23 protein-coding genes and 1 pseudogene are annotated in these 24,381 nt (G+C 64.3%); 20 read left to right on the top strand and 4 right to left on the bottom strand.

Going from position 1 to position 24,381, the window contains the following annotated elements:
- Positions 1-216: 216 nt before the first annotated feature.
- Both Q3C01_RS26460 and Q3C01_RS26455 read left to right on the top strand, forming a co-directional pair.
- Entirely contained in the window at positions 217-1,131 is a 915-nt protein-coding gene (locus Q3C01_RS26460) for a phosphoribosylaminoimidazolesuccinocarboxamide synthase (protein ID WP_458148230.1), read from the top strand.
- Between the two features lie 2 nt (positions 1,132-1,133).
- Positions 1,134-1,424: pseudogene (locus tag Q3C01_RS26455) on the top strand (cyclic nucleotide-binding domain-containing protein); the annotation flags it as partial.
- Between the two features lie 105 nt (positions 1,425-1,529).
- Here the strand turns inward: Q3C01_RS26455 and Q3C01_RS26450 are convergent.
- Both Q3C01_RS26450 and Q3C01_RS26445 read right to left on the bottom strand, forming a co-directional pair.
- Positions 1,530-3,023 carry an NAD-dependent succinate-semialdehyde dehydrogenase gene (locus Q3C01_RS26450; protein ID WP_458148229.1) on the bottom strand — a complete coding sequence of 498 codons (1,494 nt, stop codon included), beginning with the start codon at positions 3,021-3,023 and terminating at the stop codon, positions 1,530-1,532.
- 123 nt (positions 3,024-3,146) lie between these two features.
- Positions 3,147-3,467, bottom strand: coding sequence for a hypothetical protein (locus Q3C01_RS26445; RefSeq protein ID WP_458148228.1), 321 nt, complete (start codon positions 3,465-3,467; stop codon positions 3,147-3,149).
- Positions 3,468-3,806: 339 nt separating this feature from the next.
- On the opposite strand from Q3C01_RS26445, the gene Q3C01_RS26440 reads away from it, so the two are divergent.
- Both Q3C01_RS26440 and Q3C01_RS26435 read left to right on the top strand, forming a co-directional pair.
- A complete protein-coding gene (locus tag Q3C01_RS26440) occupies positions 3,807-5,000 on the top strand; it encodes a serine hydrolase domain-containing protein (protein WP_458148227.1) in 1,194 nt (397 codons plus the stop codon).
- Positions 5,001-5,116: 116 nt separating this feature from the next.
- On the top strand, positions 5,117-6,811 hold the full coding sequence (locus Q3C01_RS26435; protein ID WP_458148226.1) for an AMP-binding protein: 1,695 nt from the start codon (positions 5,117-5,119) through the stop codon (positions 6,809-6,811).
- Positions 6,812-6,960: 149 nt separating this feature from the next.
- Here Q3C01_RS26435 and Q3C01_RS26430 read toward each other — a convergent pair whose 3' ends face one another.
- The gene (locus tag Q3C01_RS26430; RefSeq protein WP_458148225.1) at positions 6,961-7,974 is read right to left on the bottom strand and encodes an adenosine kinase; all 1,014 of its coding nucleotides are present in this window, start codon (positions 7,972-7,974) and stop codon (positions 6,961-6,963) included.
- A 187-nt stretch (positions 7,975-8,161) separates the two neighbouring features.
- Between Q3C01_RS26430 and murJ the strand changes: the two genes are divergently transcribed.
- From murJ to trmB, 16 genes are all read left to right on the top strand, one after another.
- Positions 8,162-9,697, top strand: a complete 1,536-nt coding sequence (murJ, locus tag Q3C01_RS26425; protein WP_458148224.1) for a murein biosynthesis integral membrane protein MurJ — start codon at positions 8,162-8,164, stop codon at positions 9,695-9,697.
- Positions 9,698-9,799: 102 nt separating this feature from the next.
- Positions 9,800-10,852 carry a tryptophan--tRNA ligase gene (gene trpS, locus Q3C01_RS26420; protein WP_458148223.1) on the top strand — a complete coding sequence of 351 codons (1,053 nt, stop codon included), beginning with the start codon at positions 9,800-9,802 and terminating at the stop codon, positions 10,850-10,852.
- Positions 10,853-10,961: 109 nt separating this feature from the next.
- Complete coding sequence (locus tag Q3C01_RS26415; RefSeq protein WP_458148222.1) at positions 10,962-11,456, top strand: universal stress protein; 495 nt, start codon at positions 10,962-10,964, stop codon at positions 11,454-11,456.
- 158 nt (positions 11,457-11,614) lie between these two features.
- A complete protein-coding gene (locus tag Q3C01_RS26410) occupies positions 11,615-12,184 on the top strand; it encodes a NifU family protein (protein ID WP_458148221.1) in 570 nt (189 codons plus the stop codon).
- A 201-nt stretch (positions 12,185-12,385) separates the two neighbouring features.
- Entirely contained in the window at positions 12,386-13,081 is a 696-nt protein-coding gene (gene tsaB / locus Q3C01_RS26405) for a tRNA (adenosine(37)-N6)-threonylcarbamoyltransferase complex dimerization subunit type 1 TsaB (protein ID WP_458148220.1), read from the top strand.
- On the top strand, positions 13,078-13,563 hold the full coding sequence (gene rimI / locus Q3C01_RS26400) for a ribosomal protein S18-alanine N-acetyltransferase (protein ID WP_458148219.1): 486 nt from the start codon (positions 13,078-13,080) through the stop codon (positions 13,561-13,563). Before tsaB ends, rimI begins: the two co-directional genes overlap by 4 nt.
- A gap of 38 nt (positions 13,564-13,601) precedes the next feature.
- Entirely contained in the window at positions 13,602-14,057 is a 456-nt protein-coding gene (locus tag Q3C01_RS26395) for a Fur family transcriptional regulator (RefSeq protein WP_254101272.1), read from the top strand.
- Positions 14,057-14,737, top strand: coding sequence for an HAD family hydrolase (locus Q3C01_RS26390; RefSeq protein WP_458148218.1), 681 nt, complete (start codon positions 14,057-14,059; stop codon positions 14,735-14,737). Before Q3C01_RS26395 ends, Q3C01_RS26390 begins: the two co-directional genes overlap by 1 nt.
- Positions 14,738-14,929: 192 nt before the next feature.
- A complete protein-coding gene (gene miaB, locus Q3C01_RS26385) occupies positions 14,930-16,327 on the top strand; it encodes a tRNA (N6-isopentenyl adenosine(37)-C2)-methylthiotransferase MiaB (protein WP_458148217.1) in 1,398 nt (465 codons plus the stop codon).
- A gap of 64 nt (positions 16,328-16,391) precedes the next feature.
- Entirely contained in the window at positions 16,392-17,387 is a 996-nt protein-coding gene (locus Q3C01_RS26380) for a PhoH family protein (RefSeq protein WP_458148216.1), read from the top strand.
- A gap of 56 nt (positions 17,388-17,443) precedes the next feature.
- Entirely contained in the window at positions 17,444-17,941 is a 498-nt protein-coding gene (gene ybeY, locus Q3C01_RS26375) for an rRNA maturation RNase YbeY (protein WP_458148215.1), read from the top strand.
- Positions 17,942-17,954: 13 nt separating this feature from the next.
- The gene (locus Q3C01_RS26370) at positions 17,955-19,073 is read left to right on the top strand and encodes a hemolysin family protein (protein ID WP_458148214.1); all 1,119 of its coding nucleotides are present in this window, start codon (positions 17,955-17,957) and stop codon (positions 19,071-19,073) included.
- Positions 19,070-20,683 carry an apolipoprotein N-acyltransferase gene (gene lnt / locus Q3C01_RS26365; RefSeq protein ID WP_458148213.1) on the top strand — a complete coding sequence of 538 codons (1,614 nt, stop codon included), beginning with the start codon at positions 19,070-19,072 and terminating at the stop codon, positions 20,681-20,683. The genes Q3C01_RS26370 and lnt overlap by 4 nt, the downstream gene beginning before the upstream one ends.
- 217 nt (positions 20,684-20,900) lie before the next feature.
- Positions 20,901-21,314 carry a helix-turn-helix domain-containing protein gene (locus tag Q3C01_RS26360; protein ID WP_027550026.1) on the top strand — a complete coding sequence of 138 codons (414 nt, stop codon included), beginning with the start codon at positions 20,901-20,903 and terminating at the stop codon, positions 21,312-21,314.
- Between the two features lie 117 nt (positions 21,315-21,431).
- Positions 21,432-22,559 carry a M20 family metallopeptidase gene (locus Q3C01_RS26355; protein ID WP_458148212.1) on the top strand — a complete coding sequence of 376 codons (1,128 nt, stop codon included), beginning with the start codon at positions 21,432-21,434 and terminating at the stop codon, positions 22,557-22,559.
- Positions 22,556-23,269, top strand: a complete 714-nt coding sequence (trmB, locus tag Q3C01_RS26350) for a tRNA (guanosine(46)-N7)-methyltransferase TrmB (protein ID WP_458148211.1) — start codon at positions 22,556-22,558, stop codon at positions 23,267-23,269. Before Q3C01_RS26355 ends, trmB begins: the two co-directional genes overlap by 4 nt.
- Before the next feature lie 3 nt (positions 23,270-23,272).
- Here trmB and Q3C01_RS26345 read toward each other — a convergent pair whose 3' ends face one another.
- Positions 23,273-24,355, bottom strand: coding sequence for a DUF2336 domain-containing protein (locus Q3C01_RS26345; protein WP_458148281.1), 1,083 nt, complete (start codon positions 24,353-24,355; stop codon positions 23,273-23,275).
- Between the last annotated feature and the right edge of the window lie 26 nt (positions 24,356-24,381).

Below are 24,381 nucleotides of genomic sequence, written 5' to 3'. Positions count from 1 at the left end.
TATCTCTGCTGCGTTACAAGCATTCGCCCTCATCCTGAGGAGCCCGCGACAAGCGGGCGTCTCGAAGGATGGCCACGGGGCGAGAGCCCGGCCTTCATGGTTCGAGACGCGCTTACCGCGCCCTCACCATGAGGGTCATGTAACGTCGTAGACCCATCCCGATCTCCAGCCGCGTTTCCCGCTCGACTTGAGATCTCCTGTCCGAAGGCCCTGCCGATGACCACCATGCTCTCCAGTGATCTGCCGCTTCCCAAGATCGGGCGTGGCAAGGTGCGCGATATCTACGCCGTCGATGACGACCGTCTGCTGCTCGTCACCACCGACCGCATCAGCGCCTTCGACGTCGTGATGGGCGAGACCATCCCGATGAAGGGCGCGGTGCTCACGCAAATCAGCGCCTTCTGGTTCAGGGAACTCGAAGGCGTGGTGCCGCATCACGTCATCAGTGCCAACACGGACGAGATCATTGCAGCCGTGCCAGCGCTGAAAGCGCACCGCGCCGACATCCTCGGCCGCGCGATGCTGTGCAAGCGCACCACGGTGTTTCCAATCGAATGCGTGATCCGCGGCTACATCTCCGGCTCCGCCTGGAAGGAATACGCGGCGTCCGGCACGCTTGCCGGAGAAAAGCTGCAGGCGGGCCTCGTCGAGAGTGAAAAACTCAATCCTGCGATCTTCAGCCCGGCGACCAAGGCCGAGACCGGCCATGACGAGAACATCACGATCGCGCGGATGCGCGAGATCGTCGGCGACGAGGTCGCCCATACGCTGGAGAGCATGACGCGCGCGATCTACACGCTCGGCGAGGAGCTGGCGCGCAAGCAGGGCATCATCATCGCGGACACCAAGTTCGAGTTCGGCCGCGACAAGGACGGTCGCATCATCCTGATCGACGAGGTGATGACGCCGGACAGTTCGCGCTTCTGGGCGGTCGACGCCTACAAGCCCGGCCAGCCGCAGGCGAGCTTCGACAAGCAGCCCTTGCGCGACTACCTCGATGCTGAGCGCCGCGCCGGCCGCTGGAACGGCGACGCGCCGCCCCCGCCGCTCCCGGCGAGCGTGGTCGAGGCGACGAGCAAGAGATATCTGGAAGCGTATCGGCGCGTGACGGGGGCGGAGCTGAAGATTTAGCTCTCCGCGGACGTGTCGGCGTCATGGTCCCGGCCGACGACCGCACCACGCGCGTGCGCAGCCTCGGCCCCTACACCACGATCGGCGAGATGGGTCTGGTGTCGCATACGCCGCGCAGCGCGACCATCCAGGCCGAGGTCGCAAGCGTGCTCTATGTGCTGAACACGCACCAGTTCGATGCGATCAGGGACGAAGACCCCGAGCTCAGCCACAAGCTGCTGACCTATTTCGTGTCGGTCATGGCCGAGCGGCTGAGCTTTGCAAACAGGACGATCGCGGTGCTGCGGCGCTGATGAAGGGCGCAGCCCGGATGGACGCAGCGCAATCCGGGTTTCTCACCAGTCTCGGATTTCGCTTCGCTCCATCCGGGCTACGGGACTCAATCCGCGGCTACAGGCCTACACCCCCGCCATCATCACGTATTTGATCTCGACATATTCTTCCATGCCGTGATGCGAACCCTCGCGACCGAGACCACTCTCCTTCACGCCGCCAAAGGGCGCGACTTCCGTCGTGATCAGGCCCGTGTTGACGCCGACCATGCCCGACTCCAGCGCCTCGGCAACGCGCCAGACGCGGCCGAGGTCGCGGGAGTAGAAGTAGGAGGCGAGGCCGAACGGCGAGTTGTTGCACATCGCGATCACCTCGGCTTCGTCCCTGAAACGGAACACCGGCGCGAGCGGGCCGAAGGTCTCTTCATGCGCAACGAGTGCATCCGGCTTGACGTTGGCGAGCACCGTCGGCTCGAAGAAGCTGCCGCCGAGCGCATGGCGCTTACCGCCGGTGACGATCTTGGCGCCGCCCTTGACTGCATCCTCGATGTGCTTTTCGACCTTCAGCACTGCGTCCATATTGATCAGCGGCCCCTGCACCACGCCGGTTTCGGTGCCGTCGCCGATCTTCATCGCCGCAACCTTCCTGGACAGCTTCTCGACGAACTCGTCGTAGATCTTGTCCTGGGCATAGAGGCGGTTGGCGCAGACGCAGGTCTGACCCATATTGCGATATTTCGAGACGATCGCACCTTCAACCGCCGCATCGATATCAGCATCGTCGAACACCACGAACGGCGCATTGCCGCCAAGCTCGAGGCCGAGCTTCTTCACCCCGACGGACGCCTGCTGATAGAGGATCTTGCCGACCTCCGTCGAACCGGTGAAGCCGACGAAGCGCACGGCGGGATGCTCGCACAGCACCTTGCCGATCGCCGACGAATTGCCGGTGAGGATGTTGAACACGCCCTTCGGCACGCCGGCTTTTTCGGCGAGCGCGACCAGCGCAAGCGCCGTCAGCGGCGTTTCATTCGCGGGCTTCAGCACCACGGTGCAGCCGGCCGCGAGCGCAGGCGAGACCTTGCGGGTGATCATGGAGCAGGGAAAGTTCCACGGCGTGATGGCCCCGCAGACGCCGATCGGCTGCTTGATCGCAAGCAGGCGCGCATCGGGACGCTGGGTCGGGATCGTCTCGCCATAGACGCGGCGGGCCTCCTCGGCAAAGAACTCGACATAGGCGCCGCCGATATCGACCTCGCCGAGCGCCTCAGTCAACGGCTTGCCTTGCTCGGAGGTCAGGATCAGCGCGAGATCCTCGCGATTGGCCGCGATCAATTCGAACCATTTGCGCAAGATGTTGGAGCGCTGCTTGGCGGTCAGCTTGGCCCAGGCCGGGAAGGCGCGCTCGGCAGCTTCTACCGCCTGCGTCGTCTCCGTTGTGCTCATGACCGGGACCTTTGCGAGCTCGACGCCGTTCGCCGGATTGGTCACCGGCCGTGACGGCGTACCGACCCAGGCGCCATCGATGTAGCAGGCCTCGCGCAGCAGCGAGGGATCCTTGAGACGATCGCGCAGGGTGGAGGTGGCTTGCGAGGTGCGTGCAGCGGCGGTCGGGGTCATGGCGTTGCTCCTGGGACTGTCGGATTGGCCCGGAATATAGGGGTATGCCGCGCGTATTGCACCGCCCCGCAACGCAAGTCTGCTTTTAGCTAATCTTGTAGCTAATCTGGGGGGTGGCGCTGCCTACGCTGCGCCGCTCATGTAGGTCTCGCGCCGGCCAATCATGCGCTCGGCGGCTGCCTTGGCATCAGCCCTGGTCGAGGTCGCGCAGGTCCGGTATTCGAGATCCGGCGCGGCGGTAGTGTCGCGCCGGCCAAACCACGATTTCGAGCCGACCGGCAGCAGTGCGAGGGCCTGCGCCAGATTGTCGACCGCACCGAAGGAATATAGCGCGCCGGTCCCGGCGATCCGGACCTCGTATATGCCCGGCGAAATCGGCGCCTCGAGGTTCTCGCCCCGCCCCTGACGGGGATAGCGTTTCCATTCACTCCAGGTCGAAATCATTTTAAGCCCCCCGCGGCCGTCGAGGCCGCCAAGATTTGCATCAATCGTTTGGCCGGCCGCGTCGATTAGCCGGGTTCGAACGCCTTGGTTCACAAAATGTTTCCGAGCAGTATGCGCAAAGCATACTGCCTGGCATCCCGCGAGGTCTCGGCGAAGTGCGGCCATCCACCGCAGATTGTGACGAGGTGTTGCAGTTTCGTCCGCTTGTCCTCCTTCGCGGGTGCCCCGTCGTCAAGTCACGACATCGCGAACGGTGCAGCGGTTGAGATGCTTGCCGCACTTGGTTGTCGGGAGGACAATCGATCGCTTCCAACAATAATCAAACCGGAGGAAACGCGCATGCAAAGCAAAGCCCAGATTGATCAGGTTCTGCGCCAGAAGAGCGACGCGAAAGCCATTCCCGGCGTCGTCGCCATCGCCGCGACAGGCAAGGACCTGCTTTATGAAGGCGCGTTTGGCAAGCGTGACCTGTCCAAGCCCGATGCGATGACGGTGGACAGCGTGTTCTGGATTGCCTCGATGACGAAGGCGGTCACCGCGGCGGGCGCGATGCAACTGGTCGAGCAGGGCAGGCTCTCGCTTGAAGCGCCGATCAGCACGGTGTTGCCGGACCTCACCTCAGTGCAAGTGCTCGAAGGTTTTGACGCCAGCGGCGCGCCCAAGCTGCGCCCGGCATCGAGACCGATCACGCTACGTCAGCTCCTGACCCATACTGCCGGCTTCTGCTACGACGTGTGGAACGGCGACTGCGCGCAATATCTGGAGAAGACCGGAACTCCGAACATCTTTTCCTGCCAGAACGTCGCACTGAAGGCCCCGATCATGTCCGATCCCGGCACACGCTGGGAATATGGCATCAATATCGACTTCGTCGGCAAGGCCGTGGAAGCCGTCAGCGGCAAGAAGCTCGATGCCTACTTGCACGACAATCTGTTCGCCCCCCTCGGCATGAGCGATACCGCGTTCAAGATCACCGACAACATGCGCCAGCGGCTGGTCGCCACGCATGCACGCGGCGAGGATGGTTCGCTGGCGCCGATCCCGTTCGAGATCGAACAGAATCCGGAATTCCACATGGGCGGCGGCGGCCTTTACAGCACCGCCGGCGACTACATCAAGTTCACACAAATGATCCTCAACAAGGGCCGCGGCAACGGCAACCAGGTGCTCAGGCCGGAGACGATCTCGACGATGAGCCAGAACCACATCGGCGATCTCAACGTCACCAAGTTGACCTCCGTGGCACCGATGTACACCAACGACGTCGATCTCTACCCCGAGCAGGCGAAGAAATGGGGCCTCAGCTTCCTCATCAACACCGTCAAGACGGCTGAAGGCCGCAGCGCCGGCAGCTTCGCCTGGGCCGGACTTGCCAACACCTATTTCTGGATCGACCCGTCACGTGACGTCACAGGCGTGATCCTGATGCAGTTGTTGCCGTTCGTCGACAAGGACTGCCTGGAAGCCTTCTCCGGCTTCGAACGTGGCGTCTATGCCGGCCTCGATGCCGGAAGCGGGCAGAGGGCGGCATAGCCCCTTAAGTCTAAGACGCGCCTTGTCGCGCGCGCTTGCAACAAGATGTACCTTGCCCCGAAGGCTCTCGCCCTCGGGGCACGTGGCCGTGATGAACCAGGCTGGAGGACACGACCTTGGCAGACAAAGCTGACAGCTATGTTTGTGGTATCTCCGATACGCCGCTGCTCGGCGACACGATCGGCCGCAGCCTCGACCTGGCCGTGCGGCGCTGGGGCGATCGCGAGGCGCTGGTCTCGCCCAGCCACGGCGTGAGATGGACCTGGAAGGAGTTTGCCGAACGGGTCGACGCGCTTGCCGCCAGCTTCCTAGCGCTCGGTCTCGAGCGCGGGGCGCGGATCGGCATCTGGTCGCTGAACCGCCCGGAATGGACCTTGACCCAGTTCGCGGCCGCCAAGGCCGGACTTATTTTGGTGACCATCAATCCCGCCTATCGCCTGAGCGAGCTTGAATTCGCGCTTCACAAGGTCGGCTGCGCGGCGATCGTCACGGCGACGGCCTTCAAGACCAGCAACTACATGGAGATGCTCAACACGCTGCTACCCGAGCTTGCCAGCGCCAGGCCCGGGCAGCTGCACGCGGCGCGACTCCCCGATTTGCGCATCGTCATCCAGATCGGCGGCCCCGCCGTATCAGGCACGATCCCGTTCGACGAGGTCGCGCGCATGGGTGGCGCCCGTCACCGGGAACAGCTCGCCGCACTCGGCGCGTCGTTGCAGTTCGACGATCCCGTCAACATCCAGTTCACCAGCGGCACGACGGGGTCGCCCAAGGGCGTGACGCTGACCCATCACAACATCCTCAACAACGGCTATTTCACGGGCCGCGCGATGCGGCTCACCGAGACAGACCGCATCTGCATCCCGGTGCCGCTCTATCACTGCTTCGGCATGGTGATGGGCAACCTCGCCTCCGTCACGCTCGGCGCGGCCATGGTCTACCCTGGCGAGGGCTTCGATCCGCTCGTAACGCTGCGCACGATCGAGCAGGAGAAGTGCACTGCAGTCTATGGCGTACCGACCATGTTCATCGCCGAGCTCGATCACCCCGAGTTCTCGACCTTCAACCTGACATCGCTGCGCACCGGCATCATGGCCGGGGCGCCGTGTCCGATCGAGGTGATGAAGCGCGTCAACACCGAGATGAACATGCAGGAGGTGACGATCGCCTACGGCATGACCGAGACCAGCCCGGTCAGCTTCCAGAGCGCGGTCGATGATCCGCTCGAACGCCGCGTCTCCACCGTCGGACGCATTCATCCGCATGTCGAGGTCAAGGTCGTCGATCTCGACGGCAAGATCGTCAAGCGCGGCGAACGCGGCGAGCTCTGCACCCGCGGCTACAGCGTCATGCTCGGCTATTGGGAAGACGAGGAAAAGACCGCCGACGTGCTCGACGCCAACGGCTGGATGCACACCGGCGACCTCGCCACCATCGACGATGAGGGCTATTGCAACATCGTCGGCCGCATCAAGGACATGGTGATCCGCGGCGGCGAGAACCTCTATCCGCGCGAGATCGAGGAATTCCTCTACCGCCACCCCAAGATCCAGGACGTCCAGATCTTTGGCGTGGCGGATACCCGCTACGGCGAGGAGCTCTGCGCCTGGATCCGCGTCAGGTCGGGCGAGAAGCTGTCCGCCGAAGACGTCCGTGCCTTCTGCGAGGGCCAGATCGCCCACAACAAGATCCCGCGCTACGTCGAATTCGTCGACGAGTTTCCGATGACCGTGACGGGAAAGATCCAGAAGTTCCTGATGCGGGATGCCGTGGAGAAACGGCTCGGGCTGAAGGCGGCGAAGACAGCGTGAGGGCAATCACATCACAATGAAGCTGTCATTCCCCGCGAAAGCGGGGAATCCAGTATTCCAGAGGCCGCGACGTTCACAACGACCGCCTCGGCGTACTGGGTCGCCCGGTCGAGCCGGGCGATGACATCGGAGACTGAGGCGAGCCCGAGCTACGCCGTCAGCCCGCGCTGCTGCGCCAGCTCCTTCAGCGACACTTGCGGACGCGCGCCGATGTGCTGAATCACTTCGGCCGCAGCGAGCGCGCCGAGCTGGCCGCATTGCTTGTAGGAGAGATCCCGCGCCAGGCCGAACAGGAAGCCGGCAGCGAAGAGATCGCCGGCGCCGGTGGTGTCGACGAGCTTGTCGATCGGCGAGGCCGGTACCGCGACGGCATCTTCGGACGACACCACCATGCAGCCCTTCTCGCTGCGCGTGACCACGCCGAGATTGACGTCGTTGCGGAGCTGCTTGAGCGCGGTGTCAAAGTCAGACGTGGTGTACAGCGAGTGCAATTCCGACTCGTTGGCGAACACGATATCGACCGTGCCGTTACGCATCAGCGACAGGAACTCGTCGCGATAGCGGTCGACGCAGAAGGAATCCGACAGCGTCAGCGCCACCCTGCGGCGCGCATCGTGCGCGATCTTGGCTGCCTTGACGAAGGCATCCTTGGCATTCTTCGGATCCCAGAGGTAGCCCTCGAGATAAACAATGCGCGCGGCTGCGATCTCGGCCGGATCGATATCGGCGGGCGACAGATCCTGCGCCGCGCCGAGATAGGTGTTCATGGTACGCTCGCCATCCGCCGTCACCAGGATATAGGAGCAGCCGGTGGCCGGACCATCCTTGGCGGCCGGCGTGTCGAAGGCAACGCCTGCGGCGCGGATGTCGTGCACGTAGAGCTTGCCGATCTGGTCGTCCTTGACCTTGCCGACATAGGACGCCCGCGCCCCCAGGCTTGCGACGCCGACGATGGTGTTGGCAGCCGAGCCGCCGGAGACCTCGGTGGCCGGCCCCATGTCCTTGTAGATGGCGGCGGCGCGGGCCTCATCGATCAGGGACATGCTGCCCTTGGTCATGCCGTGCTTGGCGAGAAAAGTCTCGTCGGTCTGGACCAGCACGTCGAACAGCGCGTTGCCGATCCCCAAGACGTCATATTTGGCGTCAAATTTCGCGTCAGCCATTCACCTTGATCCTGTTGCCCGATTGCGGTTACGCGGAAAATCCGCTTCCTGTTCAGCTTGAAAATCCGGCTCGCGGCCTATCACGTTAGGCCCCGCGCGAGCAAGCAACGAAGGGTTATCTTTTGACGCGTTTTCTTCACGCGAACGGGGACCACTTCGCTCGAAAACGCTATGGTATGCACTTCTGATGATCCGCTCCTTCCTGACAGTCTCGACGGGAACATTGGCCTCGCGGCTATTGGGGTTCGCGCGCGATTCCCTGATTGCGGCGCTGCTCGGCACGGGCGTGGTGGCCGATGCGTTCCTGGCGGCCTTCCAGCTCGTCAACGTGGTGCGCCGGCTGCTCAGTGAAGGCGCGCTCAATGCGGCGCTGGTCCCGGCCTGGCTGCGCACGCGCGAGCGCGACGGAGAAGAGGCTGCGGCCGCTTTCGCAGGACGCGTGCTGGGGACGATCAGCGCGGCACTGATCGGGGCCTCGATCGTCATCGCGCTGGTGATGCCGCTGATCATCACCATCATCGCCCCGGGATTCGCCGGAAGCGACACGCGCGATCTTGCCGTGGCGAACGCGCGGCTGATGCTGCCCTACCTCGCCTTTGCCGGACCGGTCACGGTGCTGATGGGGTTGCTCAACGCGCAAGGCCGCTTTGCGCTCACCGCGTTCTCGCCGCTGCTGTTCAACATCGCGCTGATCGCCGCGATCGCCGCTCTCTTGCTGGGACACGCCGATGCGGTCTTCGCCGCGTGGACGCTGGCGGCAACCGTCGGCATCGCCGGCTTCTTGCAATTGTTGATGCTGGGCTCGCAGCGCAGCGCGCGCCTCGCCACGCCCTTGCGCGTCACCTTCGACAAGGAAATGCGCGGTTTCTTCGCCAAGGCGATCCCCGGCATGATCGCAAGCTCGGGGCCGCAATGGCTGATGGTAGCCGGCGCCATCATTGCATCGGCGACGCCATCGGCAGTCTCCTGGCTCTATTTCGCCAACCGCCTGATCGAATTGCCGCTCGGCATCGTCGGCGTCGCCATGGGTACCGTGCTGGTGCCGGAGCTGACACGCGCGACCGGTAGCGGCGACCGCAGCGCCGTGGCGCACGCTGAATCTCGGGCGCTCGAGCTCGCCACGGGTCTCGCGCTGCCGGCGACCCTTGGCCTGATCGTGCTGGCCGAGCCGATCGTGCGGCTGCTGTTCGAGCATGGCGCGTTCGGCGCGAGCGACAGCGCGGCCACGGCACGCGCGCTGATGGCACTGGCGCTGGGACTGCCGGCTCATGTCCTGATCAAGGCGCTGGCGCCGGCCTTTTTCGCGCGCGGCGATACGGTGGCGCCGCTGATCGCGACTGCAAAAGGGTTCGTGGTCGCCGTAGCGCTCGCCGTGGTGCTCGGCCATGTCTTCGGCGCGACCGGCATTGCGGCGAGCATCGCCTGCGGCGCCTGGAGCAGCGCGCTCTCGCTGCTTCGCAAGGGTGCCACCGAATTCGGCTTCGCGGTCGACGACGCCGCCCGCAGGCGGCTGCCGCGGGTCGCGCTCGCCGCGCTCGCCATGGGCACTCTGCTCTGGCTCGCGACGGCCATCGCGCCCACCGGCGGCCACAGCCTGCTCGGGATGATCGTTCTCGGCCTCCAGATCGCGAGCGGCCTGGTGGCCTATGGCCTGTTCCTGAGACTGTTCGGCATCGCCTCCTGGCGCGAGGTGCGCGCCGCCTTGAGGCGGCGGGCGCATTAGGACCAGGGCGCGTGAGAAGCAGCGAATTACACTTGACGGAGCAGCGCCGCTGTTGGAAACGACGGCCCGTACCTTCCAGGAAAGCTTGCCAGGAAAGCTGCCATGCCATTCGTTGAACGGGTTTTTTCGGGCGTCCAGCCGACGGGCAATCTGCACCTCGGCAACTATCTCGGCGCGATCGTCAACTTCGTGAAGATGCAGGAAACGCACAACTGCATCTATTGCGTCGTCGACATGCACGCGATCACGCAAGGCGTGGACGTCTGGGGCGGACCGGCCGAGCTCGCGCGGAACACCCGCGAGGTGACTGCGGCGTTCATCGCCAGCGGCATCGATCCGAAGAAGCACATCGTGTTCAACCAGAGCCAGGTCGCCGGCCACGCCGAGCTCGCCTGGATCTTCAACTGTGTCGCGCGCATGGGCTGGCTCAACCGCATGACTCAGTTCAAGGAGAAGGCCGGCAAGGATCGCGAGAACGCCTCCGTCGGGCTTTACGATTATCCGGTGCTGATGGCGGCCGACATTCTGCTGTATCGCGCCACGCATGTGCCGGTCGGCGAGGACCAGAAGCAGCATCTCGAGCTTTCACGCGACATCGCGCAGAAGTTCAACAACGATTTTGGCGATTCGATTCGTGGTCATGGCTTCGGCGACAGTCTGTTCTTCCCGCTGCCGGAGCCGCTGATTACGGGACCGGCGACGCGCGTGATGAGCTTGCGCGACGGCACCAAGAAGATGTCGAAGTCCGACGCGTCGGACTATTCGCGTATCAATTTGACCGACGATGCCGACACCATCGCGCAGAAGGTCCGCAAGGCGAAGACCGATCCGGAGCCGCTGCCGACGGAGGAAAAGGGCCTGGAAGCGCGCCCCGAGGCGGACAATCTCGTCGGCATTTTCGCTGCGCTGTCGGGCCGGGCGAAAGCCGACGTGCTGCGCGATTTCGGCGGCGGCCAGTTCTCCAGCTTCAAGAACGCGCTGGTCGATCTCTGCGTGACAAAGCTGGCGCCGATCGCCGGCGAGATGAAGCGCCTGGTCGCCGACCCCGGTCACATCGACGCCATCCTGAACGACGGCGCCGACCGCGCGCGCGCGATTGCGGACGAGACCATGGCGCTGTCCAAGGACATCGTCGGCTTCATCCGCAAGCGCTGATTTTTGCGCCTGCGAAGTCTGGCCGACGCCAGGAGCGCCGGCCAACGTCCCTCTCCCAAAGACAAAGGGAGTGTGGCAGCATGTCGGGCGTGGATACGCCGGGACATGCATGAGCAGCACGCGACGATGCTTCGAGCCGGGTCACAAACCCAAATGCCTTGTCATCGTTGACGACACCGCCGAATGGGATCGCGCGGTCTATTACGCCAGCCGCTGGGCGATCCGCGCCGGCGGCGGCGTGGTGATGCTGCGCATCATCGAGACCGAGGACCAGAACCAGCAATGGCTGGGGGTCGCCGACATCATGCGCGCCGAGGCGCAGGAGGAGGCCAACGCGGCGCTCGACCGCGCCGCCGGGCGCGCCAACGGCATCGCCGCGATCACACCGGAGCGCGTGATCCGGGAAGGCGCCCCGATGGAACAATTGCTCGAGGTGATCGACCAGGACCCTGATATCGCGATGCTGGTGCTCGCCGCCAATCCCGGCGCCGAGGGACCGGGGCCGCTCGTCGCGCTGCTCGCCAATGCGGTCGGCACGTTCCCCGTACCGGTGACGATCATTTCGGGCGAACTCAGCGACCCCGACGTCGATGCGCTGTCGTAGGACCCTTCACCTCTCGCTACAAAGCGTGGGGGGCGAGGTTAACCCGCTGATCTCGCAGCGAAACTCCCCCTCCTGCCCCTTGACCGTGCGTTTGGCGTCGCCATCTGGTACTGAGAGCTCACGCGCCGGCCTTGAACCGGCGATGTCCGGAGAAAACCATGTTCATTCAGACCGAAGCCACCCCCAATCCCGCCACGCTGAAGTTCATCCCCGGCCGCCTCGTGTCCGACGGCGGTCCGATGGAATTTGCGAGCCGCGAAGCGTCCACGCGCTCGCCGCTCGCCGAAAAGCTGTTCGACGTGCCTGGCGTCACCAGCGTGTTCTACGGCAGCGACTTCATCACCGTGACCAAGGCGAGCGGTGAATGGCAGCAGCTCAAGCCAGCGATCCTCGGCGCCATCATGGAGCATTACATGTCCGGCGCGCCGCTGCTTGCCGATGGCGTGGCCGCCAGCGACGACGACCTCGACGAGGAAGACGAATTTTTTGACGAGGCGGATGCCGAGACGGTCGACATGATCAAGGATCTGATCGAGACGCGCGTGCGGCCTGCGGTCGCCAATGATGGCGGCGACATCACCTTCCGCGGCTTCAAGGACGGCGTCGTCTACCTCAACATGAAGGGCGCCTGCTCCGGCTGCCCGTCGTCGACCGCGACGCTCCAGCACGGCATCCAGAACCTGCTCAGGCATTTCGTGCCTGACGTGGTCGAAGTCAGGCCGATGTGATCAAGGTATCGTAGGGTGGGTAAAGGCGCATTTGCACCGTGCCCACCATCCAAGATGAGATAGCAGTGGTGGGCACGCCTTCGCTCTTCGAGCTACGGCGGACAAGCCGCTTTGCCCACCCTACGAAGTTCGGCGAGAGTGGCGGATAAGCGCTTGGTTCGCTAGACTATTCGCTATTCGCCACTCGCCATTCGTTCTTTCATGCTGATCCTTGCCATCGATACTGCGCTCGACGCCTGCGCCGCCGCCGTGCTCGACACCGAAACGGCCAACCTGCGCGCCCAGGAAACGCTGCCGATGAAGCGCGGGCATGCGGAAGCCTTGATGCCGCTGATCGCGCGGGTGATGCAATCGGCTGGGCTCAGCTTCACCGCACTCGACCGCATCGCGGTCACCACAGGTCCCGGCAGCTTCACAGGTCTTCGGGTCGGCATCTCGGCCGCGCGCGGACTTGCGCTCGCCACCGGCAAGCCGGCAGTAGGGCTGACGACGCTGTCGGCCTATGCTGCCGCCATCGTCAGCCAGAACAAGTCGGCGCCTGTCGTCTCTGCGATCGATGCGCGGCATGATCACGTCTATTTCCAGGTCGTCGCCGGCGACGGCAGCCAGCTTGTCCGGCCAAGAGTTGCAGGCGTCGATGAGGCGATTGCCGCCTCGCAATTCGGCGCGCCGCATCTGGTCGGCAATGCCGCAAAAATTCTCGCCGACCGCTGGCCGAAAGACAGATCTCCACCGATCGCCGTCGATCCGCAGGCCGCGCCTGACATCAATTGGGTGGCGTGGCTGGGTGCGGCCGCAGATCCCGACACCACACCGGCGCGTCCGTTCTATCTGCGTGCGCCCGATGCGAAACCGGCAGCCAATCCGCCGCTCGCAGCACACGCCGCACCCTCATGAGGAATTGGCTCGCCGAATGGTGGCGCGGCGGCAGCGCCATCGTCGAGGGCGCGACCGCGCGCGACGCGGCAAAGCTCGCACAACTGCATGGCGCGTCCTTTGCGCGCGGCTGGGGCGAAGGCGAATTCGAGAGCATGATGAGCGAGCGCAACACGCTGGTGCATCGCTTGCGATTGGGACACAAGACGATCGGCTTTGCGGTCTCGCGGATGGGTGCGGACGAGGCGGAAATCCTCTCCATTGCCGTCGACCAGGCCTACCGCGGCCGCGGGTTCTCCCGTGCGCTGCTCTTGACCCATCTCGGCCACCTCGCCGGCCGCGGTGTGCGCACTATATTTCTCGAAGTCGAGGAAAATAACCGGCCGGCGCGGGCGCTCTACGACGGCATCGGATTCATGGTGGTCGGGCGCCGCGAACGCTACTATAAGCAGGCGAACGGGGAACAATTGAACGCACTTCTGATGCGACGTGACTTGTCGTAACATCGATTGAACAAGGCGCTCGTCAGGCAGACAACCCTATGACCGTACTCAAACATTCTTCCGCGACCAAGGCGACCGGCATCGAGGCGCGCTGTGCCGCCACCGGCATGCGCATGACCGAGCAGCGCCGCGTCATCGCCCGCGTGCTCGCGGAAGCCGTCGATCATCCCGATGTCGAGGAACTCTACCGGCGCTGCGTCGCCGTCGACGACAAGATCTCGATCTCGACCGTCTATCGCACCGTAAAGCTGTTCGAGGATGCCGGCATCATCGAGCGCCACGATTTCCGCGAGGGCCGCGCCCGCTACGAGCAGATGCGCGACAGCCATCACGACCATCTCATCAATCTGCGCGACGGCAAGGTGATCGAATTCACCTCCGAGGAGATCGAGAAGCTCCAGGCGGAAATCGCCCGCAAGCTCGGCTACAAGCTGGTCGATCACCGGCTCGAGCTCTATTGCGTCCCGCTCGACGACGACAAGCCCCAGAACTAGTGCCAGTCGATCTCATCATCTTCGACTGCGACGGCGTGCTCGTTGACAGTGAGGTCATCTCCTGTCGTGCGCATGCGGACGTGCTGACGCGCCACGGCTACCCGATCACGCCGGAGCAGGTGCTGGTCCGCTTCCTCGGCGTATCCGAGCGAGATGCGCGGCTGATGGTCGAACAGGAGATCGGCCGCAAGCTACCCGACGATCTGGAGCAGCAGGTGACCGCGGCGACGCTGCGATTTTATGCCAGCGATCTGCTGCCGATCACCGACGTGGCCGCTGCGATTGGCGCAATCGATTTACCCAAGTGTGTTGCATCAAGCGGCACACCAGAGAAGATTCGTCACGGCCTGTCTTGTGCCGGGCTATACGATATGCTTGCTCCGCATATCTTTTCCGCAAGCCAGGTCGCACGCGGCAAACCCGCCCCCGATCTGTTTCTGTTTGCGGCCGAGCAGATGAAGGCAGCGCCGGAACGATGCCTTGTGATTGAGGACAGTGTTCCCGGGGTGACCGGTGCGTACGCTGCCGGGATGACCGTGCTGGGCTTTCACGGCGGCAGCCACTGCCCGCCCGGCCACGCCGACAGGTTGCGTGCCGCCGGCACCAGACTAACGTTCGACGACATGCGGCAATTGCCGGAACTGGTGCGGCGGGTGGATGCGGACGCTGCAGTGGGCTGATTTCGCCCGTTCGACGTCATTCCGGGGCACGCGCAAAGCGCATGAACCCGGAATCCGGAGGTTTTGGCGCAAGATTCCGGGTTCGATGCTTCGCATCGCCCCGGAATGACGGTCTTTCAGGCGCCCGTTCGCTGGATTTTCGCCCTCTCAACCTATATCTGAGGGGCGTTCTCCACCTCAAATCCGGGTTCCATGACGCCGCCGCGCAAGCTGCACATCAAATCATATGGCTGCCAGATGAACGTCTACGATGCCCAGCGCATGGTGGACACGCTGGCGCCGGAAGGATTCGTGGAGACGGCCAGCGTCGAGGATGCCGACCTCGTCATCCTCAACACCTGCCATATCCGCGAGAAGGCGTCGGAGAAGGTCTATTCCGAGCTCGGCCGCCTGCGCGTCGCCAAGGACGAGGCGGCGCGCGGTGGCCGCACCATGCAGATCGCGGTCGCCGGCTGCGTGGCGCAGGCCGAGGGCGAGGAGATCGTGCGCCGCGCGCCGGTCGTCGATGTCGTGGTTGGCCCGCAAAGCTATCACCATTTGCCGGAGCTGTTGAAGCGCGCAGGCCATGATGGCCGCGCGATCGAGACAGAATTTCCGGCCGCCGACAAGTTCGGCTTCCTTGCCCAGCCCAAGCCCGAAGCGATCCGTGCGCGCGGCATTTCCGCCTTCGTCACCGTGCAGGAAGGCTGCGACAAGTTCTGCACCTTCTGCGTCGTGCCCTATACGCGCGGCACCGAGGTCTCGCGCCCCGTCGCGAAGATCGTCGACGACGTGAAGCGGCTCGCCGACAACGGCGTGCGCGAGCTCACGCTGATCGGCCAGAACGTCAATGCCTATCACGGCGAGGGACCGGACGGACAAAGCTGGCCGCTCGGCAAGCTGCTCGAGCATCTCGCGCGGATTCCCGGCATTGCGCGACTGCGCTACTCGACCAGCCATCCCCGCGACGTCGATGACAGTCTGATTGCCGCCCACCGCGATCTTCCAGGCCTGATGCCCTTCGTGCACCTGCCGGTACAATCCGGCTCGGACCGGATACTGGCCGCCATGAACCGCAAACATACCGCCGATGATTATCTGAAAGTCATCGACCGTTTCCGGGCTGTGCGCCAAGACATTGCTTTTTCATCAGATTTTATCGTGGGCTTTCCGGGGGAGACCGAGCAAGATTTTCGCGCGACACTCGCACTGGTCACACAAATCGGCTACGCTGCAGCCTACTCGTTCAAATATTCGGCCCGGCCGGGAACCCCTGCCGCGGACATGCAGGAGACGGTGTCCCTAGTCGAGATGGACCAGCGATTGGAGCGGCTCCAGGAATTGATCGACGCCCAGCAATCGGCCTTCAACAAGGCTGCGATTGGCACAACCGTCGACGTGTTGTTCGAGCGCGAGGCGCGCAAGGACGGCCAGATCGTCGGCCGCACCGCTTACCTTCAGCCCGCGCATGTGATGGCATCGCCCGACATCATCGGAAAAATCCTGCCGGTTCGTATCGACAGCCTCGAACGCTACAGCCTGCTCGGCGAGCTCGTGACGCCCGAGCCCGCGCAGCGGCCCGCTTTATCGCCAATCGCCACTGGAGCCTGAACCCTTGCCAAAAAGCGCATCGGATTCGTCTTCGTTCGCTCCCAGCCGCAAATTTGACCGCGACATGCAAGTTCCGCCCGAAACCCAGGTCGTCATCGACTTCGACGACAACCGCGCCGCTTCGGCGCTGGTCGGCCCCTACGGGCAGAACTTGGCGCAGATCGAGCGCCGGCTCGGCGTCGTCGTCGACTCCAAGGGCAACCACATCACCATCGGCGGCACGCGCGATGGCTGCGACGCGGCGCGGCGCGTGCTGGAAATGCTCTACGCCGAGGCGGTGAAGGGGCAGGATCTCGACCAGGGCGAGGTCGAAGGCGCGATCCGCGCCGTGATCGCGCAGGGCTCGCTGTTCGAGTTCGACGCCAAATCGGCCAAGTCGACCTTCGAAAGCATCAACCTGCGCAAGCGGCCGGTGCGCGCGCGCACCGCCGCGCAGGATTCTTACATCCGCGCATTGAAGCGCCACGAGCTGGTGTTCGGCATCGGCCCCGCCGGTACCGGCAAGACCTGGCTCGCTGTCGCGCACGCTGCGCAACTGTTCGAGCGCAAGGAGGTCGACAAGATCATCCTGTCGCGCCCGGCGGTAGAAGCTGGCGAGCGGCTCGGCTTCCTGCCCGGCGATCTCCGCGAGAAGGTCGATCCCTATCTGCGCCCGATCTACGACGCGCTGTATGACCTGATGGACGCGCGCATCGTCGAGCGCGCGCTGCAGACCGGCGAGATCGAGATCGCGCCGCTCGCCTTCATGCGCGGCCGCACGCTGACCAATGCCGTGATCATCCTGGACGAAGCGCAGAACACCACCTCGATGCAGATGAAGATGTTCCTGACCCGTCTCGGCGAGAACAGCCGGATGATCGTGACCGGCGATCCGTCGCAAATCGACCTGCCGAACGGCCAGACCTCCGGCCTGTCGGAGGCGACCCGTTTGCTCGGCGGCGTCGAGGGCATTTCACAAGTTCATTTCACCGCCGAAGACGTGATCCGCCACGAGCTCGTGGCACGGATCGTTGCCGCCTATGAAGGGTCGGCGCAGCGGCCCGCCGCAGGCAAGCCATAGCGAGAAAAGCCGGATCGAAGGACGCAAGACAAGCGCCGTCCGTTCCGAACAACACCATGTCGCATTCCAACCTTCCCATGACCGAGGTTCTCGTCGTTGCCGACTGTTGGCAGAGCGAGCCCGGTGCCGAAGCGGTGATCCAGCGCGCGATCGCCGCGGCCGCCTCTTCCGTCGACGACGACGTCACCGACGCCGAAGTGGCCGTGATGCTGACCGATGATTCCGGCATCCGCACGCTGAACAGCAACTGGCGCGGCATCGACAAGCCGACCAATGTGCTGTCTTTCCCTGCACTCCAGCCGGAGGGCGAATGGAAGGCCGGGGATGCCCCGCGCATGCTCGGCGACATCGCCATCGCCTACGAGACGCTGCGGCGCGAAGCGGACGAGGAACAGAAGCCGTTCGACCACCATTTGAGTCATCTTGCGGTGCACGGGTTTCTGCATCTGATCGGCTACGACCACGAAAACGACGCTGACGCGGAGGAGATGGAAGCGCTCGAACAGGACGTCCTGGCCCAACTCGGTATCCCAGACCCCTATGCAGAGCGCTGACGGATCGATCGACATGGCGGATTCCGAACCAATCCACGACAATCCGCGCAACACCCGCAACCTGCCCGCGGTGGTGCAGCCGGGCGAGATCACGCGTCCGACTGCCGAAGGCTGGCTGATCCGCGCCATCCGCACGCTGTTCGGCTGGAAGGCGGGATCGGTCCGCGACGATCTCCAGGTCGTGCTCGATGCCACGACGCCTGACGATGCCGGCTTCTCTGCCGTCGAGCGCACCATGTTGCGCAACATCCTCAACCTGCATGAGCGCCGCATCGCCGACGTCATGGTGCATCGCGCCGACATCATCGCGGTGAAGCGAGACATCCCGCTCGGCGAGTTGATGGACCGCTTCGAGAGCGCGGGTCACTCACGCTTCGTGGTCTATAACGAGACGCTCGACGATCCCGTCGGCATCGTGCACATCCGCGATCTCCTGACCTTCATGACGGCCAAGGCCCGCGTCTCGGAAGCCACCAAGACCAAGCGCAAGAAGCCGCTGCCCGCCGGTCTCGATTTGCGCGCCGTCGACCTCGCGCTGCCGCTGCAGGACGCCAACATCATCCGCAAGCTCCTGTACGTGCCGCCCTCGATGCGGGCGATCGACCTGCTCGCGCAAATGCAGGCCTCACGCATCCATCTCGCGCTCGTCGTCGACGAATATGGCGGCTCCGACGGGCTGGTCTCGCTCGAGGATATCGTCGAGCAGATCGTCGGCGAGATCGACGACGAGCATGACAGCGACGAGCCACCGTCGATCGTGCGCCAGCTCGACAATTCCTTCATCGCCGATGCGCGCGCCAGCCTCGACGACGTCCGCTCCGTGATCGGCGAGGATTTCGTGACCGGTGAAGCCGGTGAAGAGGTCGAGACGCTCGGCGGCTATCTCGTCAGCTTCGTCGGCCGTCTGCCGGTGCGCGGCGAGGTGATCTCCGGCCCCGGCAATTACGAGGTCGAGGTGCTCGACGCCGATCCGCGCCGCGTCAAGCGCCTGCGCATCGCGGCTCGCAAGGAACGTCCGGCCCCGCGCACCCAGCGCGAAAGCCGCCGCCGCGAAGCCTCACCCGAGCAAGGCACGCCGCCACCCGGCGACACGTCCAATCCGCCACCCGGCGACGGAGCCGGAACGCAGTGACCCCAGCACAACGACTTCGGATGGTCGCGCTTGCCGTCATCCTGACCTGGGGATGGAAGCGCGCGCTCATTGCCATGGCGGCCGGCGCGCTCTCGGTGCTGGCGCTGGCGCCGTTCAACGCCTGGCCGGTGCTGTTTCTGACCTTCCCCGTACTGGTCTGGCTGATCGACGGCGCCGGCGGCGGCCGGTTCGGCGGCGTTCCCGCCGCGGCGCTGACCGGCTACTGGTTCGGGCTCGGCTATTTCGTTCCCGGCCTCTACTGGATCGGCTACGCCTTCTTCGTCGATGCCCAGACCTTTGCCTGGCTCACGCCGTTCGCGGTGCTGGGCTTGCCGGCCTATCTCGCGATCTACACGGCGATCGGATTTGCGTTGGCCCGGCTGCTCTGGACCAAGGACGCCGGGCGCATCCTCGCGCTCGCGGCAAGTCTCACCGTCGCCGAATGGCTGCGCGGCCATGCCCTGACCGGCTTTCCCTGGAATGCCTTCGGCTATGCGCTGTCCGAGCCGCTGCCGCTCGCACAGACCGCGTCGCTGATCGGCCTGTGGGGCATGACGTTCCTGACGGTCGCGATCTTCGCCAGCCCGGCGGCGCTGATCGACCGCACGCCGGACAAGAAAATTCCGTGGCGCGTGCCGGCCGCAGCGATCGCATTGCTGATCGTCATGGGCATCTTCGGCGCGATCCGCCTGTCGCTCCATCCAACGACGATGGTCGCAGGCGCAAAGCTGCGCCTGATGCAACCGAACCTCCGGCAGGACGCCAAGTTCAACTACTCCGCCAAGGCGGAGGTGATGAAGAAGTACCTGGCTTTGTCGGACCGCGCCTCCGGACCCCAGTCGACTGGCGTACGCGATGTCACCATCCTGATCTGGCCGGAATCCGCGTTTCCATTTTTCCTGACCCGCGAAGCCGACGCGATGGCGCAAATCGCGGACCTCCTGCCCAAGGGAACAGTGCTGATCACGGGATCGGTCCGTGCGCCCGATCTGCCACCGGGCACGCGAATCACGCGCGCCTATAACTCCATCTATGTGATCGACCACGACGGCAGCGTGCTTTCCGTCTACGACAAGCTGCACCTGGTACCGTTCGGAGAATTTCTTCCCTATCAGGACCTGATGGAGGAGATCGGCTTCGAGCAGCTGACGCGGGTCCAGGGCGGTTTCATTCCCGGCACCGTGCGGCATGCGCTGCCGGTACCGAGCGCGCCGTCTGCCCTACCGCTCATTTGCTACGAGGCCATCTTTCCCGGCGACGTTGCGGGACTCAAGGAGCGGCCGGGCTGGATCGTCAACCTGACCAATGACGGCTGGTTCGGAATTTCCACTGGTCCCTACCAGCACATGGAGCAGGCGCGGATGCGCGCCATCGAGCTCGGATTGCCGCTGGTCCGCTCCGCAAATACAGGGGTTTCGGCGGTCGTCGATCCCGTCGGCCGGGTCGTCGCCAGTCTTGGCCTCGGCATCGAAGGCGTGCTGGATTCGGGCCTGCCGGCCGCGATCCCGCCGACCGTATATGCCAGGACCGGCGACATTCCGGCCGCGATCCTCGTCGCGCTCGCCGTCATTCTTGCAGTGCGCAAGCGCATTGCCAGACGGTTTCCCTGATCGCAGGCGGCGCAGTCGGTAAACTTTTGACAACCGTAATCCACCGGTTGACAGAGCCGCAGCGTGCTCCGCATTCTGCCCTTGCTGCACCAAGACAGTGGGCGTTGCTAAATTTCTCCGCAATGTTTCCCAAAAATCCAACGAGAGGTTTTGGCGACGTTATCACCTGACGCATACTCCCCTGTTGCGCTAAAGGTGTCTGAGGAGGGCAGAGGAGATGTCGAAAGCGCCCAACCCTGTTGACAAATATGTCGGCAGCCGCGTGCGCATGCGCCGCATCATGTTGGGCATGAGCCAGGAGAAGCTTGGCGAAGCGCTTGGCCTGACATTCCAGCAGATCCAGAAATACGAGAAGGGCACCAACCGGGTCGGCGCGAGTCGCATTCAGCAGATCGCAGAAATTCTCCAGGTGCCGGTGTCGTTCCTGTTCGAGGGCGGACCAAGCGGCACGCCGGGCCCGGACGGCTTCAGCGAGGGCGCCTCGCCCTCTTACGTCTCCGATTTCCTCGCCACGTCGGAAGGGCTGGCGCTGACGAAAGCCTTCACCCGAATCACCGACTCCAAGCTGCGTCGCTCGATCGTCGATCTCGTCGAGCAGATCGCAGCCCGCGAAGGCCCCGACAAGCGCTGACGCGTCCTGCATTCGGGCCATGAGGCTCCGCCAAATCTGGCCTATGTCGTGGTGTGTGGTCCGCGTATAAATGCGCGGCCTTCCATGACATTCCTCATCCGAGCAACAGGCGACGACATGTCCAGCTCAAATCCGTTCGACACTGCGACCATCCTTGAGGGGATCCGCCGCTGGGTGGAGATCGAGACACCGACGGAAGCATCTGAGCAGGTCAACAAGCTTGTGTCCGTCGTCACCGAGCAGCATCGCGGCCTGCCCGTCACCACCGAACGCGTCGCGGGCGTCAATGGCTGCGGTGATCATCTCGTGGTGCGCTCGGCATGGGGACAGGACAAACCCGGCATCCTCGTGCTCAGCCACCTCGATACCGTACACCCGATCGGCTTCATCGAGCGCCTGCCCTTCAAGATCGAGGGTGACAGTGCCTTCGGCCCCGGCATCTACGACATGAAGGGCGGCGCCTATATCGCCCATCACGCCTTCCGCAACCTCTGCGCCACATCCGACCACTCGCCGCTCGGAATCACCCACCTGTTCACCTCGGACGAGGAGATCGGCAGCCCGACCTCGCGCGCGCTGATCGAAGCGGAAGGGCGGAAGGCGAAATATGTGCTGGTGACGGAGCCGGCGCGCGACGGCGGCAAGATCGTCACGGGCCGCAAGGGCGTCGGGCGCTTCGAAGTCTTCATCAAGGGCGTGCCCGCGCATGCGGGCTCGCGGCCCGAGGATGGCCGCAGCGCCATCCGCGAGCTCGCCAATGTCATTCAGACGCTGGAAGGGATGAACGATCTCAGGCGCGGGGTGACCGTCAATGTCGGCGTGGTGCGTGGCGGCACGCGGCCGAACGTCACGCCGGAAGAAGCCTATGCCGAGGTCGACTTGCGCGTACTCAGCAATGCTGACGCCGAAGAATTCGTCGGAAAGATTCTTGGGCTGACGTCGAAGACCGATGGCGTCACCGTCAATGTGAAAGGTGACCTCAACCGGCCGCCTTACGAAAAGAGCAATTCCGGCGCCTCGCTCTATGAGCACGCGAAAACGCTCGCGGGCGAGCTCGGCTTCGATCTGATCGACACTCACACCGGCGGCGGATCGGACGGCAATTTCACCGCGGCGCATACCGCAACGCTCGACGGACTCGGCGTCGACGGCAAGGGCGCACACACCCACTATGAGCAGCTCTATGTCTCCTCGCTCGAGCCGCGCGCGCGGCTGCTCTATCGCCTGTACCAGACGCTGCAATGAGCGAGCGCAGATCGGACCCGGCTCGCGCTGACGACGGCGAACGGGCATTCTTCGGCCGGCGCAAGGGGCACAAGCTCCGGCAGCACCAGGCCGACCTCGTTGCGCATCTGCTGCCGCATCTTGCGCTCGACATCACGCAAGACACGCCTGCGAATGCGCAGGAGATCTTCGATCCCGCCGCGCAAGCGCTGCGGCTCGAGATCGGCTTTGGCGGCGGCGAGCATCTCGCGGCAGAGGCGCAAAACTTTCCAGCCACCGGCTTCATCGGCTGCGAGCCCTATGTCAACGGCATGGCAAAAATCCTCGCGCAGATCGAGGCGCACAATATCGGCAATATCCGCCTGTTCGCGGGCGATGCCGCCGAGCTGCTGGCCTGGCTGCCCAACTCTTCGCTGTCGCGGATCGACCTGATCCATCCCGATCCCTGGCCGAAGCGGCGGCACTGGAAGCGGCGCTTCGTCCAGGACAAGACCATTGCCGCGATGGCACGCGTGCTCGGAAGCGACGGCGAATTCCGCTTCGTCTGCGACATCGACGATTACTGCGCCTGGACGCTGTCGCACCTCGCACGCTCGCCGGACTTCGTCTGGCTCGCCGAGCGCGCCGACGATTTTCGGCAGCCCTGGGAGGGCTACACCATGACGCGCTACGGCAGAAAGGCCGAGCGTGAGGGCCGCAAGGCGGCGTATTTGCGATTCCGGAGAGTCTGAGCCTCAGATCGCCTGGCGGCTGCGCCAGAAATTCACGACGCGCTCCGCGGTCGACGGCATCAGCTTGGTGAAGTTCATTCGGGCTGCTTCAATATCGGCGGCTGCGGGCACGCGCTGCGGGCCGTACCACAGAAGGATCAGGGCGCGCACGGTCGGCCAGCCGAAATTCAGAACCCGGCCCAGGATCAGGATCGGATCGTAACGGTCGCCAGCGATCAGCCGGTCGAGCACGGAGAGCCTGACGCCGGACATCGCGGACAGCGCAGCGATGGATTCCTCGTATTTGTGGGCCTTGGCGAAGCCGAGCAGCGCGCTTTCGCCGAGGTGGCCTTCGCGATTGAGACCGAGCACGGTGCGCTGCGCCGCCGAGAAGTCGCGGCGCGGACCTTGCGGCAGCGAGGCCTCTTCGATCTCGTTCATCGCCCGCCTGATCTCCATCTGGCGCGCAGGCTTGACCACGCTCGACAGACGACGACGGATGACATCCAGCGTTCCGCCCAGAAGCTCCTTGAGCTGGTCGCCGGAGAGATCATCGCGCTGGCCGATCTTGAGCGTCAGCACGCCGTCCTGCGCCGCTCGTTTGATCAGCTCCGAATAGCCGCCTTCTGAAAACATCGCACCGGCATTGCCGGCAGCACGCCGCACCACGTCGCGATCGCCGCGCTCGACCAGCACATCGGTGATATCGGCGGACAGAATGGGCCGCTCGGTCATGGCGAGAAGGTGACCCTGACCTTTCAGGCGCGCGATCTCGATCAGCGCGGCTTCGTCGAGCACCGGCGAGCGGCGCAGCACGGGGCCCGCCACCTGAATTTCATTCTCGCGCGCGAGCTGGCCGATGAGGTGGCGCGGCGCGTTGCCCACGCGCGAAAACCGTTCGGCGAGATCGATGCGCGCTGTCAGATCGGCATGCGGAACGAGATCGATCAGGAGGTTGTCGAAGAGATCGACGAGATCAGGCCTGAGCTTGGCAGCGTCCTGGAAGAACAAATCGGCGATGGCGCGCGCGATGTCGCTGCGACGCCTGGGATCACCGCGCCTGACGATCTCGTCCAGTCCGGGAATGAGCGACGTGGCAACGGTCATGAAACGCAAACTCGCATTGGACACGC

The organism is Bradyrhizobium sp. UFLA05-109, assembly GCF_054185165.1.
This window is presented reverse-complemented; position numbering and strand designations above follow the sequence as displayed.